Source organism: Paenibacillus periandrae (assembly GCF_022458865.1).
GTDB lineage: Bacteria > Bacillota > Bacilli > Paenibacillales > NBRC-103111 > Paenibacillus_S > Paenibacillus_S periandrae.
Map to the genome: position 1 here is coordinate 96,157 of NZ_JAJNMU010000005.1, position 20,085 is coordinate 116,241.

Below are 20,085 nucleotides of genomic sequence, written 5' to 3' on the forward strand. Positions count from 1 at the left end.
CTATTGGAAGTTGGGCTTCAACCGGATAATTTGGTCATCCTCAGCACCTGGGGTACCGCGACCGTCGCGATTGTTCGTCATGATATAGATCGAGCCATCAGGCCCCTCCATCACATTGCGAATACGACCCAGCACATTCTTGAGCAGTGGCTCCAGCTGTTGAATCGATTGCTGGTCATTGCCTAGTACGACCCGCAGCAATTGAGTCCCACGCAGGTTGGCTGCAAGCAGATTTCCTTTCCAGGGTCCCTTGGTAACAAAAGTAATACCAGATGGCGCCCACGTTTCATTTCCACTGTGAACAAGCGGCGACTTGAGTGTTCCCGGACCGAGCTTGCTCTTGTCCTTGGCCGCAATCTCAGACTCGTCGCCCTCGATAAGCGGCCAGCCGTAATTCGCTCCGGGCTCAATCAAGTTAAACTCGTCATGAGCTGACTGTCCATGCTCTGTACTGAACAGCTTGCCTGTCACCGCATGCCAAGCCAGACCTTGCGGGTTGCGATGTCCCAATGAATACACGGGAGAATCGGGGAACGGATTATCCCTGGGGATCGTGCCGTCCGGGCCGATGCGCAATATTTTTCCGCCCAACTGGCTTAGATCCTGGGCAATCGAGGATTGACCGGCATCCCCGCTGGTGATGTACAGCATACCGTCCGGGCCTATTTTGACTCGCCCACCATCGTGCGTTCTGGCACCAGGCAGCTTGTCGATAATAACTTTATCGAGCTGCAGTTGATTGCTGCCTTCGACCATGCGCAGCACCTGATTGCGGGTTTCTCCGCCTTCCTCGTAGGTGTGGTAGACGTACATAGCATGATTAGTCGCAAAGTCCTTGTCCAGAACCAGTCCGAGCAGTCCCGATTCGCCTTCCTGAAGAAAAGGCTTTTCGAACCGATAAACAGGCTGCTCCACGAGCTTGCCCTTATCAATGACACGGATAACGCCTCCGCGTTCGGTAAAAAAGATCCGGCCATCCGGTGCGATATCCATATCCCAAGGCACATTCAGCTTGGAAGCCACTACCTCCTGCGTGTAAGGAATTGCCGTATTGACAGCTCCAGCTTGCTGCTGCGACCCTTGTTTGGGTTGCGATGTAGTGGAACCTGCACTACCACCCGTTCCTGCTGCAGGCACCGACGTCGATGGGGCTGTCACGGCAGGCGGATTGGATTGCGTGTCGATGGAGGCTCCACTGCAGCCCGTTATCAATGTAATGACCGTAGACATCGCAGCGGTGATCATCCATTCGTTCAAGCTATTAAGTCCACTCATGATTCGTCATTCCTCCCTTTAAGCCAGGAATAAAAACGTTGGAATCAGCAATGTCCATGCTGTCCTCTGTCTCCCATTTACCAGAAAAGGTCACGCTGCCCTGCCAGCCGCGCTACACCCTCGGCAAAATAATAGTCGCCGTAGATAAGCGGCACGTTGATATTTTTCCCTTCCGGGAAATGTGAGGTGCCTTGAACAATAAGTCCTTCCTCGGTTTCCGAATCCCATGCTCCGTAATTCACATATAAGGAGTGAAGGATGCGCTCCCCAGCCTTACGGTAAAGTGCCGATTCCTGACCGCCTACTTGATCACCAAGCAGCAGCAAACCGCAGGCCGCGCAAGCGCCAGCAGAAGTATCGCGGTAAGCAGGTACACCCTCCGGCAAGCGGAAATCCCAATGAGGCACATGGTCTTCCGGCAAGTTGGCCAAAAAGAAATGCGCCGCACGTTTGGCCGCATTCAAATAATTCTCATCAGACGTATACTGATAGCTCAAGCTCATACCGTAGATCGCCCAAGCCGTGCCGCGCGACCACCCTGAATCTGGTGCATAACCTTGCCCACCTTTTACTTCCAGCTTCTCTCCGGTTTCCGGATCAAATATGACGATATGATTCACGGATCCATCCGGGCGAATGAAATGCTCTAGCGCCGTATTGGCGTGACGTACCGCTACATGCTTATAGCGGGGGTCACCACTGACTGCTGCCGCCCAATGCAGCAGCGGCAGGTTCATCATGCAGTCGATAATCGCCCACCCGGCATTCTGCTCACCTTCACGCCATGGATTCCAGGCACGTATGTAGTTACCTTGTACGTTAAAACGGGCTGCGAGCAGATTGGCTGCAAGCAGGGCACGGCGTTTGGAATCCTCCGCACCAAGCAGCTTATAGCGGGCCAGACTTGTAAGTGTCCACATGAAACCGATATCATGATCGAGCTTGTAATAATCTGTGACCACCTGATCCAATTGCCACTCGCAGGACTCGGCCAGCTGTTTTAGAGCCTCATCCTTCGTATCGCGGTATACAAGCCACAGCAGTCCCGGCCAGAATCCAGCCGTCCACCAGGAAGCGGGCTCCAGCTTATACACACCATCCACACTAGCATGCGGAAATCCGTCACCAATCCGGCTGCTTGTTCGCTTCACCTTATTAACGGTCTGATTCCAGGCTTCCTGTACCCATTCCGTTTGCTGGTGTTCCGTTGCTGTCATCTTCCTTCAACTCCCTGTTCATCTATCATTTAGTTCCATTGTAATCGCTGCTCCGGTCAATCGCAAACACATCACTTACTTATCGTTAGCGTATGTACAGCAAAAGGAGCACTGCCACAGCAGTGCTCCTTCCTTTCGTAAATAATGTCATTGTTAGGAATTACCCAGAAAAGCCTCCAGCATCCACGTATGCTTCTCCAGACTGGCATGAATCGAGAGCAGTAAATCTCCGGTCGTTTCGTCGCCGGCCTTCTCTGCGATTTCCATTCCTTCCTTCAACTGGTTGTTGATCAAATTGAAATCCGCTACAACTGCACGAACCATATCTTCAGCCTTCTCATTGCCCTGTGCCTCTTTGATATCGGATTCCTTCAAGAATCCCGCCATTGTAGCCAGCGGCTGACCGTGTAAAGTTAGCAAACGCTCAGCAATCGCATCAAAATGCAGCGTCGTTTCATTATATAGCTCTTCGAGTTTAATATGCAGAGTGAAAAAGTTAGGTCCTTTAACGTACCAATGGAAATTGTGCAATTTGATATACAGCACACCAAAGTTCGCCACCTGATGATTCAATACTTTTTCCAATTGACTAGCTGGAGCTTTTACTGCATTAGCCATAATTGCCACTCTCCTCTAATAGTTTATGTACATTTCTGAACTGAACTCTCTCTTTCTATATAACCTTGAAAAGCCCAAATGAAACGCCTGTTGCTAGTATCCCCTATTTTCTAGTATGTTATGTGCCTTTTCCCGAGCCTGTTCCAAAGCGGCTGCTTTTACCCAGCCAGCGATAGCTTTTTCTGATCATATTGAGGACATGCTCAGGTATAGGCAGCTTATGAAAGACAGGAAAATAAAACCGGTTATAGGCCGTTTTGACATCATCCCACATCCTGCAGGGGTCCTCCTTCAGAAAATCCGATACATCGACGACTTTACCGCGGCCATGGTCCAGCATCACGTTTTTACCATGCACATCATGTGGATGTAAGCCACGTTCACGGGCATAATCGAGTGCCGAATCGATATCCCTGATGGCCTGCTTCGGAATATGAATACCGCGCAGCAGACAATTATAAAAGGTAAAGCCCCTCAAACGCTTCAATACCAAATAACGCTCACCCGTATGCAGACACTCCGAGTAAGCAGGATGCGAGCCCAGCCTGCGGTACACCTCTGCCTCTTCTTCAATCCCCGGACGACCCGGTGCATACACCTTGACTACCCATTCCTCATAATCTGGATGTCTGACAACAGCTGCATAATTACCTGCACCCAACAGTACCCAAGGAGGCGGGACCTGACGGACAACGATAGGATTCAACGGGTCCACACTTTCAATATTCAGGTGCGGTACTAGCCTGCGCTCCACCTGCTCAAGCAAATCCTCTAACATGGGCGACGATTCCTCCCTCTTCGTGTATCCAAATTTCATAAAATTGGCGACAACAATCTGGCTACCGATTCAGCGGCACGGAGCAGCTTATTTCGGCAATCATAGCTTTCGCAGGTCATCAAGGTGCAGTCCTGCATATCCCGTTCGAACGTTACCTCGAGCCTTGAGGCCACATCTGTTCCGTACAGGAAAGCCGTTATTTCGAAATTGAGCTCAAAGCTGCGATTGTCCATATTGGCTGTTCCCACTGCGGCTGCTTCTCCATCCACAACGATCGTTTTGGCATGCAAAAAGCCCTTTTCGTACATATAGCATTTGGCGCCCGCTCTCAGCAAGTCACCAATATGCGCATAGGATGCCCACTGGACCAGCCGATGGTCTCCTTTTTTGGGAATCATAATCCGCACATCAATACCCGACAGTGCTGCAATTCGCAGCGCATTCAGCATACCCTCATCAGGAACAAAATAAGGGGTTTGCACATAAATTCGTTTTTTTGCCTGAAAGATCATCTTGATATAGCCATTTTTGATCTGCTGCTTATCTGAATTGGGACCGCTGGACACAACCTGAACCGCAGTACGTGCCACGTCCCTCATCTCCGGGAACAGCACCGGCTCGAAGGAGAGCGTCTGATTGGAAGCGACATCCCAATCGCGCATGAATTGAATTTGCAGACGATGCACCGCGTCCCCGTATATCATCAAATGGGTGTCCCGCCAGTAACCAATCTTTGTGTTCAAGCCCAAATATTCATCTCCAATATTAAAACCGCCGATAAAACCGATCTTCCCGTCCACAATGGCAATTTTACGATGGTTCCGGTAATTGAATCGAAAGTTCAGGTACGGAATTTTAGATGGAAAAAAAGAATATACACTCCCGCCTGCTTCCCTCAGCGGCAACAGCAGCTTGCGACTGATGTCTAGCGATCCGATATCATCATACAGCAGCCGTACCTCCACGCCTTCCTTCGCTTTGCGTGTTAATGCTTCAATCAGCCTTCGTCCGGTATCGTCATTGCCAACCTTGTAATAAAGCAGATGGATATGCTGCTGTGCCTGATCAATTTTGTCCAACAGCATCTCAAACTTGCGTTTGCCATCAGTCAGCAGTGTGACCTCATTGTTCTGGGTCAATGGCGAAACACTGCTTAGCAGGTTCATATAAATTAAATGACGGAAGTTCGACACCACAGGATCGTGGTACAAATAGGTTTCATTTTCAATGGCTGCCCTCTGGTCCTCCAATTCCTCGCGAACCCAGCGCTCCATTCTCGGTTTCAGCCTGTACACCTTTTGCCGCGCAAGGTTCTGTCCAATAAAAATATAAATAATACAGCCAATCAAAGGCAGCAGCAGCAATAGCATAAGCCACGCCCAGGTAACGCCCACGTTGCGTCTTTCCAGAAAAATAATGACCGCAGCAAATAACAGGTTAATGACAGGAATCCAGTTGTTAATAAATTTCCATACAGGAACGACCCAATCCTCTATATTTGGCAACATCGCACCCCCATCATTGGTCTAATCCAACTATATACTTCTAAAGATACCATACCTAGTGTAGGAAAACGAAAGCTGACGATCTGGTCAGACGCACAAAGATTTTAAGCATGCATAGCTACCTCTTCCGAACTGCAACGAGCAGCCACGATCCGACAATTTTCAGCTTATTTAAACACAAAGGCAGGATTCTATTGTCATCTATAGAAATTACCTATATATACCTTTATTTGTAAGGTAAAACTTACAGTTCAGCCGAGGAGGCGTTATTTTGAAGAAGATATTAAATGTCGCGTTATCGGCACTCCTGCTATTGGGCATTTGGAGTATCCCACCTGCTCATGCTCAATCGTATGATACAGAGACGACTTCCAGCTTGGCATGGGCTGCAGACAGCACGACAGCACAATCATCCCTGCGATCATCAAGCGATTTGAATGCCAGCTCCATGTATACGGCCTTCACCGATAAAGCAGCAATGCTGCCAGACCAAGTAATCGTGAAGTATAAAAAAGGAAGCGCATCTGCCCATTCCCAGGTATCACAGCAGATTTCGACTCAATCCATGGAAACCGATGTCAGTATCGGTGCGGTCAGGTTGGAATTGCCTGCCGGCTCTGATGTATGGCAGACGATCAAAGAGCTGCATGGCAATCCTGATGTGGAATATGCGCAGCCCGTGTATGTGTACAGGCTATCAGCACCCAGCGTCTCTGCTGTTGTGTATGCCAATGATCTGCTGCCCCAGCAGTGGGGCATCAAGGCAGCCCATCTTGACCCGCTGTGGGAAAAGGTATCAGCAGAGAAACGCAAGAACATAATAATTGCCATTGTCGACTCCGGAGTAGATGTGAACCACCCCGATCTTAAAGACAGCCTTGAGCGGGGAGCTAACTTCGTTAACCCGTCCCTCCCGACAGCGAACGCGAATGATGATAACGGTCATGGCACTCATGTAGCAGGAATTGCTGCTGCCATAACGAATAATGGCATTGGAATTGCAGGAGTTGCGGGTGGTGTCCGCATCCTTCCGATTAAAGTAACCAATGCCAACGGTACAGGCAACTCCCGTTCGATTGGACTCGGCATTATCGAAGCTGCCGATCGCGGAGCGAGTGTTATTAATTTAAGCCTGGGCGGCGATAGCATCGATCCTTATTTGCAGGATGCCATTCAGTACGCACAGAAAAAAGGTGCGATTGTCGTAGCTGCCTCCGGTAATGAAAGTAATCATGCAACTGGCGTTCATGCTCCAGTCGCTTATCCGGCTGCTTATCCCGGTGTAATCAGTGTCGGTGCGATTGATGAACCTGACTCTGACGATATTACGAATAACAACACAGGAGCCTATAGGTATGCATACTTCACCAATACAGGTCCCGAGCTTAAGGTTGTCGCACCAGGCGTAAACATATACAGCACAGTACCCGGTGGAGCCTACGATATGAAAAGCGGTACCTCCATGGCAACTCCCTATGTCACCGGCTTAGCAGCTATGCTGAAGGCGGCTAATCCAATGTTGAATGCTGATCAAATTCAAACCATTATTATAAATACCGCAACCGACTTGGGTGTGCCTGGCAGGGATGATATTTATGGTAATGGATTGATTGATGGTATGCGTGCGTTCACTGCACCCAGACTTGAACTGAAGTACCTTCAGCCATCACAGCCAACTGTGGCCACCAACACCTATACGTACATGCCCGTTACCATCAATGCTATCGATTACAATGGTAATGTGAATGCCACGATTCAATCTGCCTCAGCAGGCAGCGTACTGTTGAAAGTAAACCAGTACGATTCAAGCACCGGGCAATGGACTCCAGCTATACCTTCGCTTGACCGCGAGGTTTCACTATCTGGAGGCACCGCCTTCATCGGGCTAGAGCTGCCACTGAATAACCAGTTGTACAGCGTGAGCGCCGTGCAGCAATCAGCAGCAAGCAATCAGCTGTATGTGCCATCGAGTCCGCTTTATTCCAAGGCCATGCTGCCTTCCGGAGATAGCAGCCTTAAAGCGCTCAGCTTGAATCAGGGACAATTTGCTTTATCCCCTGCATTTCAGGCAGAACGTAGCTATTATGAAATACCTGATCAGGAAAATGCAGTAACGTCCGTACAGATCAGTGCAGCCGCAAACTCAACTGCCGCCAAAATCAGCATCAACGGTCAAGCATTAGGTGCAGCAGAGGGCTCAAGCACCGTAACTCTTAAGGAGGGCTACAACACGATTACGATTACGGTGACAGCGGAAAATCTCACGACCCAAAACTACACCGTGTCCATTTACCGGAAATACTTGCCTTCAAATAACTATATCAGCTCCATCTATTATGATTCTGGGTCTATGACTCCACAGTTCAGCAGAGATACTCTTAATTACACACTTTATGTCGATAACTCGGTTACGAGCATCGGCTTTGGAGCTCTTTTGGAAAATAAGGCCGCCAGCATGGTCATCGACAGCACGCCAGTTGCCAGTGGTCTCATCGTCAGGAACACCAAACCGTTCCAGGTCGGAAGCAATTCACGTCAAGTTAAAGTGACAGCTCCTGACGGTACGACACGTACTTATACGTTCAATATTATCCGATTGAGCGGAACCTTGGGCAGTATGCTGAAACGTGTCGTGCTGGACGGCGGGATTCCGATCAGCCCTACATTTAATCCGGAGCAAACCAGCTACCAGGCTGCGGTCAGCTCAACCGCAACCCAAGCTACTGTCGTGCTGGAGCCGATGGTGTCTACCGCTACGGTGAAATTGAACGATACCGTTATGGCTGCAGGCAATTCTGGAGTTGTACAGTTGAACTCTGGTGATACGACATTCACAATTACCGTATCTGCGGTGACAGGCGAGAACAAAACCTATACGTTCTCCCTGATTCGTCCTGTATCAACAAGCACAGGCATCCCAGGTGGTGGTTCAAGCGGGGGTCCTAGCGGTTTTGGCACCATCCCTACAATGGGTGGAACAACTACCACTACCGACACGAGTGCGTCTGCTGTCGTCGTAGTGAAGGCTCACAATGAACAATTGAAAAAGGAGCTTGAGTCTTCATCGTCAACCCAAATCACGATTGATGCCAAAACATCTAATACGGGTACTGGGCTGCAGATTGAATTCGATGCCTCTATCCTGATGCTCGCCGCCGAAAAAAATAAATCGATCTTTATCGATATCGGACGCCAGGTGTTCGAGCTTCCGGCCGGAGCTGTTCCTGCGACTGACGGCAGTGCTGTCGTTACATTCAGTGTACTCCCGACCTCGGGGACGACTGCTTTAAGCAAGAAACCGAATCAGGCGAGAGACATTTCTTCGGTCTATGATTTCAGCCTGACTCTTGGCGCTCTGCCGATTCATGTCTTTGCCAAACCACTCTCCATCCAATGGAAGGTTGATCTTCCTCAGGACGTACAGCTGCCCAAGCTTGGGGTGTTCACCTTTATTGAAGCCAAGCAAAGCTGGGATTACGTAGGCGGGAAGGCTGCAGCTGATGGGAGCTTAACTTTCTCTACGAATCATTTTTCACAATATGTGGTATTGGAAAACAATAAAACGTTCACAGACATGACCACACATTGGGCGAAAAGCGAGGTTGAGCTGCTGGCTTCAAAAACTATTGTAACGGGAATTACCGACCAAACATTCGGCCCGGAGCATAAGCTGACCCGTGCCGAATTCGCAGCGCTGCTCGTCAGAACGCTTGGCCTCCAAACGTCAAAGAGCGCGGGGACGTTTCAGGATGTGAAGTCTGGTGACTGGTTCAACGATGTGGTTTATCAGGCTTATGACGCCGGAATCATTGAAGGCTTGGATGCCACGACCTTTGCACCTAATCAGCTCATTTCCCGCGAGCAGATGGCGGTGATGATCATCAGAGCCTACAGCAAAGGGACGGGTAAACCGGTGAGTGAAATCACTTCTACACAGGAGGTCAAGTTCACCGACGACAACCAAACTGGCAGTTGGGCGCGGAGCAGTGTTCAACTTGCTAGTGGGGTGGGTCTTTTGAGTGGATTTCCAGATGGAACGTTTAAACCTTCAGACACAGCCAGTCGTGCTGAAGCCGCAGTTGTTATCAAGCGTCTGCTTGATTTAACAGGCAAATAGTCTGTAAATAAGCCCCCACTATGCACATCGTAATAGGGTGATATAAAATGACCTCCAAATCCCATTATCACAGTGGTTTTGGAGGTCGTTTTTACTTATTACGGAAATTATATGAGGTATGATACGTAGGGCTGCTAATCCTTTTGTGCAGATGCATGGAAGGTACGAACCACCTGCTCCGCAGTTAGCTCCAGCAACTCTGACGCACGGCCCATGGCTTCCTGCAGGGTCATCGGTCCGGTCACGATACTGTGAACGCTCATAATACCTACCTCATACAAAGCCTCGATCCCCCGGCCTACCGAGCCCGCCAGACAAATGGTCGGAACACCTAATTTGTGCGCTTCCTGCGCGATACCCATGGGTGTTTTCCCGGAAGCTGTCTGAAAATCAATTTGCCCCTCGCCGGTAATAACCAAATCAGCAGCCTGTAAATGGTCTCGCAGATGCGAGTATTCGATGACAATATCGATACCCCGTTTGATCGAGGCAGGAAAAAACGCGAGGAATGCGCCGCTAATGCCGCCAGCCGCTCCGGCTCCAGGTAATTGATGCACACGCTTGCCCGTTTTGATTGCAATGATATCGGCCCATGCCGTCAGATTCAGCTCCAGCTGCTCCACCATTTCAGGGCTGGCGCCTTTTTGTGGCCCGAATACACGCGAGGCACCGTTCGGCCCGATAAACGGATTTTGCACATCGGATGCGATCAAAAAACGAGATTCAGCTATTCTGGGGTCCCAATTGCTATCATCGATCGAGGCAATCCGGTCCAGAGCACCGCCGCCATAGCCTACAGAATTGCCTTCTGAGTCCAACAGCCGCATGCCAAGAGCCTGCAGCATTCCGGCACCACCATCATTTGTAGCACTGCCTCCAAGCGCAAGCAGAAAGCTGCGGCATCCGGCATCTAGGGCATGACGAATCAGCTCGCCGGTACCATAAGTTGTCGCCAGAAGCGGGTTACGCTCCTCTGATGGGATCAGATAAAGCCCGGAGGCTGTCGCCATTTCGATAACGGCGGTCTGATCCGGCTCCAATAATCCATACTCGGCTGACACCGGAGCTCCGAGAGGTCCTGTAACCGTGGCTGGCATTTTGACGCCTCCGGCTGCGGCAATAAGGCAATCCAGCGTACCCTCCCCACCATCAGCTACAGGTACCAGAATGGTTTGTGCATGCGGCATATATCTTTTGATGCCACGTTCTATCGCCTGGGCCGCGTTACTCGCACTAATGCTGCCTTTGAACGAATCAGGGGCAATAATAATTTTCATCGGATGATCCACCTTCCTACAGATTTAAGTCTATAATACATATATGGAATACTACAATTCGAATTTCAGCTGCCTGCTTTCATTCTCATTATAAAGGATGGGAAATTAGAAATATTCAGTTACAAACGATAAAAAAAGTTTCATATCCAGGCTTTTTTTTGTGCATAGGAGGTTGGACGTTGCTAACTCGTGAAATGGCTGAGCATATTGTCCGGGAGACAATGGAACGGCTGCATCGAAACATCAATATTATGGATACGGATGGACGAATTATCGCCTCTGGCGACCTGTCAAGGCTGGGAGAACGGCATATGGGAGCTATTGAGGCCATTCGCTCCGGCAAACCGTTATTGATTAATGAAGCGAATAAAGAGCTATGGAAGGGCAGCCAGTGCGGGATTAATATACCGGTTTGGTTTCACCAGCATATCGTTGGAGTTATCGGCATTACAGGACAAGCGGATGAGGTTTCCGAGCTTGGAGCATTGGTCAAAATGACGACAGAGCTGATGCTGAATCAAGCCTTCCTGTTGTCCGAGAAGGAATGGCGCAACCGCACGAAGGAAATCGTAATTGAGGCGTTAATCCAGGCGGATTTTGATGCCCATAAAGTGGACGAGCGCTTACAGCTGCTGCGCCTACAGCTGCAACCACCGTTTACTGTGATTATCGTGCGAACGGAGCTGACCTTGTCCTATAATGACCCACTTGCCGCAGCCATCGAGGATCGGCTTGGTAGTGCACAAACTCTGGTTGGCGTATTGGACACGCATCGGCTGTTTATTCTGCTCTCTGCGATGAATGAAACCCGCTTGAATGCCATGCTGGAAAGGCTCTCTACCGAATTGAAGCCGTCCAGACAGCAAATTCAAATCGGCTGTTCCTTACAGGTATCCAAGCTCGCTGCTGTTCACATCGCTTATCAGGAAGCAGAGGCGGCTCTGAGGCATGGCAGTCCTGCGGCTCCATGGAATAGCTATGCGGGAATGGAGCCGCAAACCATTGTTCACACTTCTGATGCTGACGTGAAGCAAAGGTTCGTGGACCGGATTTTCCCCGATATATCCGAGCAATCGGTACGAACGCTCCAGGTTTTTTTTGATTGCAATTTGAATATCCAGGAAGCCGCACAAGCCTTATTCGTACACCGAAACACCTTGATCTATCGACTCAAACGGATCAAAGAGCTGACCGGATACGACCCGCAGAACTTTCAGGACGCCACGGCGCTCCAGATGGCGATATGGATCTATGATGCAAAGAAAACAAAGGAATAGACTCGTTTGTGTGAACGGCATCATTGTGCCCCATTACGACACCGAGCGCCACACAACCTTTGTTAATCCGCGGCTGCACGATTACAATAAAAACCGACGATCATCCGTTAAGGGACCGTCGGTTCATATCCATACCTATACGCCAGCTAAATCTGGCTTCACTCAACCTAAACGACAAACGAACTTTTGAGCGATACAATCCGGTTAAACACAGGCTTGCCCGGTTCCGAGCGTTTCGTATCGACGTTGAAGTATCCATGCCGGAAAAATTGGAATTTGTCCTGCGGCTGCGCTGAGCTCATATTGGACTCTACAAAGCCTTGGAGCACTTCCAGAGAGTTGGGGTTGATATGCTCCATGAACGAATCGCTGTCGCCTTTTTCCTCATCCAAAATAAGCGGCTCATACAGACGGAATTCAGCAGGCAGCGCCTGACTGGCTTCGACCCAATGAATCGTCCCCTTGACCTTGCGTCCGGTAAACCCGCTGCCGCTCTTCGTCTCGATATCGTAGGTGCAGTGAATTTCTGTCACATTGCCCTGCTCATCCTTAACAAAATCGTGGCATTTGATAAAATATGCATTTTTCAGGCGCACTTCATTGCCGGGAAACAGCCGGAAATATTTGTTCGGCGGTGTCTCCATAAAATCGTCCTGCTCGATATAGATTTCCCGTGAGAACGGAACCTCGCGATTGCCCATCTCCGGATTCTCCGAATTGTTTTCCGCCTCCAGCATCTCGACCTGACCTTCCGGGTAGTTCGTGATGATCACCTTCAGAGGACGCAGCACCGCCATCGTTCTTGGCGATTTGAGCTTCAAATCCTCACGTATAAAATGCTCCAGCATCCGCTCATCTACCGTGCTGTTGCTTTTGGCTACGCCCGCTTCGCGTACAAAGCTGCGAATCGCCTCCGGTGTATAGCCCTTGCGGCGCAAACCGCTAATGGTAGGCATCCGCGGATCGTCCCAGCCGTCCACAATCTTTTCATCGACCAGCTGCTTCAGGAATCTTTTGCTCATGACCGTATTTGTAATATTGAGCCGCGCGAATTCATACTGCTTCGGTTGATGCTCCATTTCGCATTCCGCAATGACCCAATCATAGAACGGACGTTGATCCTCAAATTCCAGCGTACAGATTGAATGGGTCACACCCTCTATCGCATCCTCAAGTGGATGAGCAAAAGCATACATCGGGTAAATACACCAGGTATCCCCCGTATTGTGATGGGTTGTGTGGGAAATACGATATAGCGCAGGGTCTCGCAAATTGATGTTAGGCGAGCTCATGTCGATTTTGGCACGCAAAATTTTATCGCCGTCCTTAAACTCACCGCTCCGCATACGGGCAAACAGATCAAGGTTCTCTTCCACGCTGCGGTCACGATGCGGACTGTTTTGCCCCGGCTGTGTCAAGCTTCCGCGGGTTAAACGGATTTCCTCCGCCGATTGGTCATCGATATATGCCTTTCCTTTACGGATCAGCAGCACAGCCCGCTCATACATCTCTTCAAAATAATCGGAAGCAAAAAACAACCCGTCCCACTCAAAGCCGAGCCAGCGGACATCCTCCTTGATCGCTTCCACATATTCAGTATCCTCTTTAAGAGGATTCGTATCGTCAAAACGAAGGTTCGTGCGACCCTTGAAATCGTCAGCCAGCTCAAAATTAAGGCAGATCGATTTGGCATGTCCTATGTGCAAATAACCGTTCGGCTCCGGCGGAAAACGTGTCACGACATGGTTGACTTTACCGGATTGCAAGTCGTCAATGACAATGTTTTTAATAAAATGGGATGAAACAGACGGATTCTCCAATACAATCAACCTTTCTCATGCAGTAGTTTAGTTTTATACCCTATCATACACAAAAACGCCGAGAAATATAATGCTTGAATCTATGAATCTATGAATTTATTGGGGAAATCTGTGGATTGACAGGCCATAAGCGACTTACGGCCACCAGCTGCTGCTGTTCATCCAAGACCATTTTATAAATATCAGGCTTCGAGATCTGCTTCCAAAACGCCAAGCCATAAGCTTCTTTGTCCCAATAACTCAGCAGAATCGTCATGATATTTCCGTGGGTACCGATGGCAATTCGCTTCCCTTGATGACGATCCAGCACACGCTGCAAGGCTTCCATTCCCCGCCGCTGTGCCTCATGATTCGATTCCCCGCCAGGCAGCGCATAATCATGATCGGAAAAGGCACGCTCTATGGCAGCCATAAAATCGTGATCCTCAATAACGTGATCCAAACTCGCCAGCGGTCGCTCACGCAAATTTTCTTCCAGCTCAATCGTCAAGCCAAGCTTCGCCGCAGCACCCTCCACTGTTTGAACCGCGCGGGTGTATGGGCTGGACACTACAGCCTCCAGCTGTTCCTGCGCCAATATTTCAGCCACTGCTGCCGCATTCGTGAAGCCTTCGGGTGACAATCCCCGCAGCCGTTCATTTTCCAGAGAAAAGGGGGACTCTGCATGCCGTACCCAGTAGATCGTCGTGTTCATAAGGGTGTTCTCCTCTCGTATCGCTATTTTGGTTTCAACCTCCGCTGAAATAAGTGCTTTTGATTACTATTCATTATAAAGATGAAAAGATATTTAACAAAGCGAAAAAGATTTTGGATTCCAGATAAAGGGAATTGCCTCTATAGTTACTACATACCCCAACTGTTCATCACACATCAAAGCTTACTGAAAGAGAGGAACCTGATGAGTACCGATTCCACCTACACTGACAAGCTGCCGACCACCGCGGCAAACCAGCGCTTGCGGCATCGAAAGAAACGGCCTCGCACCTATTGGATGCCCTATTTGCTGATTGCCCCCGCTGTACTGCTCATTATGGGCTTTCTGTTTTACCCGATGGCGAATGTATTCTATTACAGCTTTCAGAATTTTAACCCCGCCAAGCCTTACTATAATGGCTTTATCGGCTTGGACAATTTCAAGGCCATCTTCACCACCGATGAGCTGTTCGCTTCGAGCCTGCTCATATCTTTCAAATGGGTGACCATCGAGGTCGTATTTCAACTCCTGTTCGGATTGCTGATTGCCCTGCTGCTGACACAGACCTTTGCCATGCGCGGACTGTTCCGTTCCATCGCAATCATGCCTTGGGCAGTCTCCGGGGTCATTACCTCCACCATGTGGTCGCTGCTGTTCAACGAGCATATGGGACTGATCAACAGCCTGTTTATCAAGCTGGGGTTCATTGATAAGAACTTTGCCTGGCTGGCCGATATCAATACCGTGTTCCCGGCGATTATTATTACCGAGCTATGGCGGGGAATCCCCTTCTTCACGATCACGATGCTGGCCGCACTGCAAACAATTCCTCAGGATTTGTACGAGTCGGCAACTGTCGATGGGGCAGGGAGATGGAAGTCGTTCATTCACATTACGATTCCTTTTCTCAAAAATTCAATTATCCTCTCCACGCTCCTGCGTGCGGTTTGGGAATTTAACAATGTCGATTTGATCTTCACGATGACAGGCGGCGGTCCGGCTAATGCAACAACAACACTGACCATGTATGTGGCCAATCAAGCGATTGTTGCGCAAAACTTCGGATACGGCTCTGCACTGACCGTCATCAGCTTTCTAATCCTGCTTGTGTTTGCTATGGGTTATTTGAAATTGAGTCGTTTTGGCAAGGAGGGCTAGACAGATGCTAAAAAGCTTGGACCGTTTATTCGTATTAAGACTGCCTCTGCTCGCAGCGATGGCATTCACCTTATTCCCCCTCTATTGGGCTGTAGTCACCTCCCTGAAACAGGAAGGCGAAATCACCCGTTTGCCGATTCGTTATTGGCCCGAGCATATAACCTTTGAAAATTACTTGGTGGCGTGGAACAACGTTGGCTTCTCGGTTTTTTTCAAAAACAGCGTGTTCGTCTCAGCCATGACCGTCATCGTCGTGCTGATCTGCTCGGTACTGGTAGGCTACGCAATCAGCCGTTTTACGTTCAAGGGCAAGGGTGCTTTTATGATCATGCTGCTCTGTACACAATTTGTACCGGGCGCGATGCTGCTCATTCCATTATTCATGATTTTTAAGCAGTTGGGGCTGACAAGCAGCCTGTTCGCTCTCATTATTACGTACAGCACGTTCCAGCTTCCGTTCAATTCGCTGCTCATGAGCGGGTTTATCAGCAATATTCCTGAGGCGCTGGAGGAAGCGGCAATGGTCGATGGCTGCAGCCGGTTGAAAGCGATCTTCCTCGTGATCTTCCCTATCCTGCTGCCGGGTATTGTAGCCACAACCGTGTTCACCTTCATCAGTGCCTGGAACGAGTTTCTGTTCGCTCTGATGTTTATCAGCAAGCCTGCCTTGTTCACACTGCCTGTCGGTTTGCGGTATATGCAGGGCGAATTCGATATCCACTACGGCGCACTTGCAGCCGGAAGCTTGATTTCTTTACTGCCTGCCGTCATTTTGTTCGCTTTTGTACAAAAATATCTCGTTCAGGGCATGGGCTCTGGTGCCGTCAAAGGTTAAGCTTGAACTAATTTCCCTCGGGGATTAGCATACATGTAGGAGATTGAAAGGGAGATGTGGATCGCATGTTAAAAAAAATGACTTCGATGCTTACTTTGGGGGCAATTGGTTTCTCCGTTTTGACAGGCTGCGGGAGTGGCGATACGGCGGCGAATAGTGGCACTGCCAGTACTCCAGCCAGCAGCAAGCCTGCGGACACCGCCAAACCGGCCGCTCCGGCCAAGCCCGCTGAAAATGTGAAGATCACCTTCTGGGATGAGAACGCCGGACCGGACCGAACGCCTTATTTGCAAGAAATTATTAAGCGCTTTCAAGCTAAAAACCCCAACATCACCGTCGAATACGTCGGGATTCCCAGCACCTCAGCCAAACAGAAATATGATGTCGCTATCGCCTCCAACGATACGCCGGATATCGCTGGCGTCAATAATATCTGGATTTCTGACTTTGCTGCCAAGGGAGTACTGCTTGCCCTCGACCCTTACTTCGATAAATGGAGCGATAAGGATAAAATCACCAAGAGCTTGATCGACTACAACCGTACACTGGTGCCCGACAAGAAGCTGTATCAAATTCCCGGCACGATGTATATGGATGTGTTCTGGTACCGGAGTGACTGGATTAAAGAAGCCGGACTGAACCCGCCAACGACCTGGGATGACTATTTTAAGGATGTCGAGAAGCTGACCGATGCCAGCAAGAACCGGTTTGGTTATACGATTCGCGGCGGTGTAGGCAGTATTAACCAGCTGACAACCGCGATGTACGCCTATTCCGGTGTGGAGCGTTATTTTAACGATAAGGGTAAAGCAACGGTCAACGATCCGAAGAACCTGGAGTTCCTCAAAAAATATGTGGGCATGTATAAGAAATATACACCAACAAGCGATATTACGAACGCCTACAAGGAGATGGTCGCTACGTTCGATACCGGAACAGCTGCCATTGTTCAGCACAATTTTGGTTCCTACAACAACCATGTGCAATCGATCGGTGAAGGCAAATTCGCCGCAACGATCCTGCCCAAATCCAGCACCGGCAAAACTATTGTAGCCCCAAGCGCTAACGGCTACGGCATTTTCAAAAACAGCAAGCACCCAGAAGAAACGTGGGAATTCTTCAAATTCATCCTTTCCAGTGAATCGCAAGCGTATTGGAATGAAAAAATCGGACAAATGCCAATCCATGCAGACGCCTTGCAAAGCGACTATGTGAAGAAGTCACAGCATATCCAGGACGGTGCCAAGGTCATGGCCGATAAAGATACGGTCGTGCTGGACGTACCGATCTACTTACCGGATTACAGCAGCATCCTGGCTCAGACATTGGAGCCTAACTTCCAGAAGGTGATGTCCGGGTCCATGACGGCGGAAGCCTTCCTCGATGGATGGGCCAGCGCGATGGAGAAGGCCAAGGCGGAATACGATAAGAGTATTAAAAAGTAGTCTGTTCTTTTCCGGCCATGCACAGCAATTAATAGGATGCGTGTAAAAAAATAAGCTGAATGCTGCCAAGCCAGCCTTTTGGAACAGCGCTGCAACTGCCTCCTCGTGGGTAGATGTCGACGCTGTTTCATGGCTTGGTTGTTTTTTCCATTTTAAACCCTCTATTTAATCAGGCCTTATGCTATCATGAAACCATGGGGGGATTAGTCTTGTCGTTCATCCGCAACCGTTCGCTGAAATCATCCATTTTACGATTATTTATCCCGGTAATGACATTGTTCGTCTTTATTACCGGATTGTTCTCCTACCTGCTCGCTTCCGACCAGCTGCAGCAAAATGCATTTACGAGTATTTCCGATACCGTATCGCAAACCCAAAGCTTTTTGAACGATAAATTAACCGATGTGGTCACCAGTCTGACTATTCTTGACAGCGATTCCGATTTGTCCGATATAACGATACGTACACAAAATCCCGAATACCAGCTGCACTCCGATGATTACTTACTGTTGAACAAAGCACTGAACCGGGCTTTCCCCGACCGGGCCTTGATCGACTCGACTTTGCTTTATTACAATTATGACCGCCCTGCGTTTTACCGAAAGGATGATCTGACCGTACAGGTCAGAATTTCTCTTGAGCCTTACAAGCTTCGGCAGGCAACCGATCCCACCTCCGTAATCCATTGGCTGACCCTGCACACCGATCCGGTTGCAGCATCGTTAAATAAAAATTACAACGGCAAGGTCGTCAGCCTGTATAAGCTGCTCGGTAAAGACGTAGATCACAGCAAAGGCATTATTCTTTTTAATATTAAGGACTCCTTTTTCAAAACGATCCTGACTACGCCAACTATCAGTAATAATGGCTATCTCTGTCTCGTGAGCGAGGACGGTCTGATCTCCTACAAAAAAATTGCCGACAAATACGATATCAAGGATGCCGATCTGCAGCCCCAAATTCTGCAAACGAAGCAGCCGTCCGGACAAATGACGATAACCAACGAATACGGCAAGGAAATGCTGGTCGTCTATGATACGCTCCGAATCAACAGATGGAAAATCGCTGCTGTCATTCCGAAGGAAGAACTGCTGGACAAGGTCAGCTATATCAAATACCTCAGTTTGGCGGTTTTGTCGATTCTGTTCGTGATCGTGGTTATTTTCTCCAATGTTATGGCCAACTATATAACGAAGCCGATTATTCAATTGACCCGCAAAATCAATACAATCGAAGAAGGGCACCTCGATATCGAATTCAAGGAATATCCGAACAATGAAATTGGCGTGCTGAACCGCGGCATGCGCGATATGTTGAAGCGGATCCAGCAGCTGCTTGTCCAGGTTGAGGAAGAACAGGAAAAGAAACGCTCAGCTGAGCTGGCAGCGCTGCAATTTCAGATTCGTCCGCATTTTTTATATAACACGCTTTATTCCATCAAACATTTGATCGAAATGGACGAAAAAAAAGAAGCCAGTCAAATGGTGTCTGCACTTGCCGATTTTTTCCGTATCTCGATCAGCAAAGGCAGTGAAATTATTCCCGTATCTCAGGAAATCGAGCATATCAACCATTATTTTACGATACAGCAAATGCGCTATGGCGACAGCTTTACGTACAGCATTGAGATCGATCCCGAGCTACTGGATTTTAAAATGGTCAAGCTGACACTGCAGCCGCTCGTTGAAAACGCGATCTATCACGGTATGAAGCAGATTCGCAAGAAAGGCCACATTCGTATTGTCGGTACGATCCTGGGCGAGAATGGTGTCATTCGTGTAGAGGACAACGGACCTGGAATGTCGGCTGAGCAGCTGGCGCACATCAAGCGTGCGCTGCAGGAAGTCATGATGAAGGGCGAAGAAGCTGTCGGCTTTGGCGTGTGCAACGTACACAAGCGGCTGCAGCTGAATTACGGCATGTCCTATGGCCTCAGCTACGAGAGCAGCCCCGAGACGGGGACCGTAGCTATCGTCACATTTAGAAAGCAGTAGCTTTCCTATAGGAAATCTCACCTGGAAGTCCGGTGAATACGTCCCGCTGCTCGGTCAAATATCCCTCCGATCACT

Annotated in this window: 14 protein-coding genes; 6 read left to right on the top strand and 8 right to left on the bottom strand. The window is 49.2% G+C overall.

Annotated features, from left to right (window positions below):
* From LRL21_RS09460 to cls, 5 genes are all read right to left on the bottom strand, one after another.
* Positions 1-1,275 (bottom strand): PQQ-dependent sugar dehydrogenase, encoded by a 1,275-nt coding sequence (locus tag LRL21_RS09460; protein WP_240415529.1) that lies wholly within the window; start codon positions 1,273-1,275, stop codon positions 1-3.
* A gap of 77 nt (positions 1,276-1,352) precedes the next feature.
* The gene (locus tag LRL21_RS09465; protein ID WP_240415531.1) at positions 1,353-2,492 is read right to left on the bottom strand and encodes a glycoside hydrolase family 88 protein; all 1,140 of its coding nucleotides are present in this window, start codon (positions 2,490-2,492) and stop codon (positions 1,353-1,355) included.
* Between the two features lie 153 nt (positions 2,493-2,645).
* The gene (locus tag LRL21_RS09470) at positions 2,646-3,110 is read right to left on the bottom strand and encodes a Dps family protein (RefSeq protein WP_240415533.1); all 465 of its coding nucleotides are present in this window, start codon (positions 3,108-3,110) and stop codon (positions 2,646-2,648) included.
* A 118-nt stretch (positions 3,111-3,228) separates the two neighbouring features.
* Positions 3,229-3,888 carry a serine/threonine protein kinase gene (locus LRL21_RS09475; RefSeq protein WP_240415535.1) on the bottom strand — a complete coding sequence of 220 codons (660 nt, stop codon included), beginning with the start codon at positions 3,886-3,888 and terminating at the stop codon, positions 3,229-3,231.
* A 35-nt stretch (positions 3,889-3,923) separates the two neighbouring features.
* Positions 3,924-5,396: a cardiolipin synthase gene (gene cls, locus LRL21_RS09480; protein WP_240415536.1), complete on the bottom strand. Its 1,473-nt coding sequence runs from the start codon at positions 5,394-5,396 to the stop codon at positions 3,924-3,926.
* 268 nt (positions 5,397-5,664) lie between these two features.
* Between cls and LRL21_RS09485 the strand changes: the two genes are divergently transcribed.
* Positions 5,665-9,510 carry a S8 family serine peptidase gene (locus tag LRL21_RS09485; RefSeq protein ID WP_240415538.1) on the top strand — a complete coding sequence of 1,282 codons (3,846 nt, stop codon included), beginning with the start codon at positions 5,665-5,667 and terminating at the stop codon, positions 9,508-9,510.
* A 134-nt stretch (positions 9,511-9,644) separates the two neighbouring features.
* Here the strand turns inward: LRL21_RS09485 and LRL21_RS09490 are convergent, their stop codons facing one another.
* Positions 9,645-10,787, bottom strand: coding sequence for a glycerate kinase family protein (locus LRL21_RS09490; RefSeq protein ID WP_240415540.1), 1,143 nt, complete (start codon positions 10,785-10,787; stop codon positions 9,645-9,647).
* A gap of 179 nt (positions 10,788-10,966) precedes the next feature.
* Here LRL21_RS09490 and LRL21_RS09495 point away from each other — a divergent pair, with 179 nt between their 5' ends.
* Positions 10,967-12,064, top strand: coding sequence for a CdaR family transcriptional regulator (locus LRL21_RS09495; protein ID WP_240415542.1), 1,098 nt, complete (start codon positions 10,967-10,969; stop codon positions 12,062-12,064).
* Between the two features lie 167 nt (positions 12,065-12,231).
* Here the strand turns inward: LRL21_RS09495 and LRL21_RS09500 are convergent, their stop codons facing one another.
* Together LRL21_RS09500 and LRL21_RS09505 are read right to left on the bottom strand one after the other, a co-directional pair.
* The gene (locus LRL21_RS09500) at positions 12,232-13,884 is read right to left on the bottom strand and encodes a glutamine--tRNA ligase/YqeY domain fusion protein (protein WP_240415806.1); all 1,653 of its coding nucleotides are present in this window, start codon (positions 13,882-13,884) and stop codon (positions 12,232-12,234) included.
* Positions 13,885-13,972: 88 nt separating this feature from the next.
* Positions 13,973-14,578 carry a histidine phosphatase family protein gene (locus tag LRL21_RS09505; RefSeq protein WP_240415544.1) on the bottom strand — a complete coding sequence of 202 codons (606 nt, stop codon included), beginning with the start codon at positions 14,576-14,578 and terminating at the stop codon, positions 13,973-13,975.
* Between the two features lie 204 nt (positions 14,579-14,782).
* Between LRL21_RS09505 and LRL21_RS09510 the strand changes: the two genes are divergently transcribed.
* From LRL21_RS09510 to LRL21_RS09525, 4 genes are all read left to right on the top strand, one after another.
* A complete protein-coding gene (locus LRL21_RS09510) occupies positions 14,783-15,736 on the top strand; it encodes a carbohydrate ABC transporter permease (RefSeq protein WP_240415545.1) in 954 nt (317 codons plus the stop codon).
* 4 nt (positions 15,737-15,740) lie between these two features.
* Positions 15,741-16,571 (top strand): carbohydrate ABC transporter permease, encoded by an 831-nt coding sequence (locus LRL21_RS09515; RefSeq protein WP_240415546.1) that lies wholly within the window; start codon positions 15,741-15,743, stop codon positions 16,569-16,571.
* Positions 16,572-16,636: 65 nt separating this feature from the next.
* Positions 16,637-18,016, top strand: coding sequence for an ABC transporter substrate-binding protein (locus tag LRL21_RS09520; RefSeq protein WP_240415547.1), 1,380 nt, complete (start codon positions 16,637-16,639; stop codon positions 18,014-18,016).
* Between the two features lie 209 nt (positions 18,017-18,225).
* Positions 18,226-20,010, top strand: a complete 1,785-nt coding sequence (locus LRL21_RS09525) for a cache domain-containing sensor histidine kinase (RefSeq protein WP_240415548.1) — start codon at positions 18,226-18,228, stop codon at positions 20,008-20,010.
* The last annotated feature ends 75 nt before the right edge of the window (positions 20,011-20,085 follow it).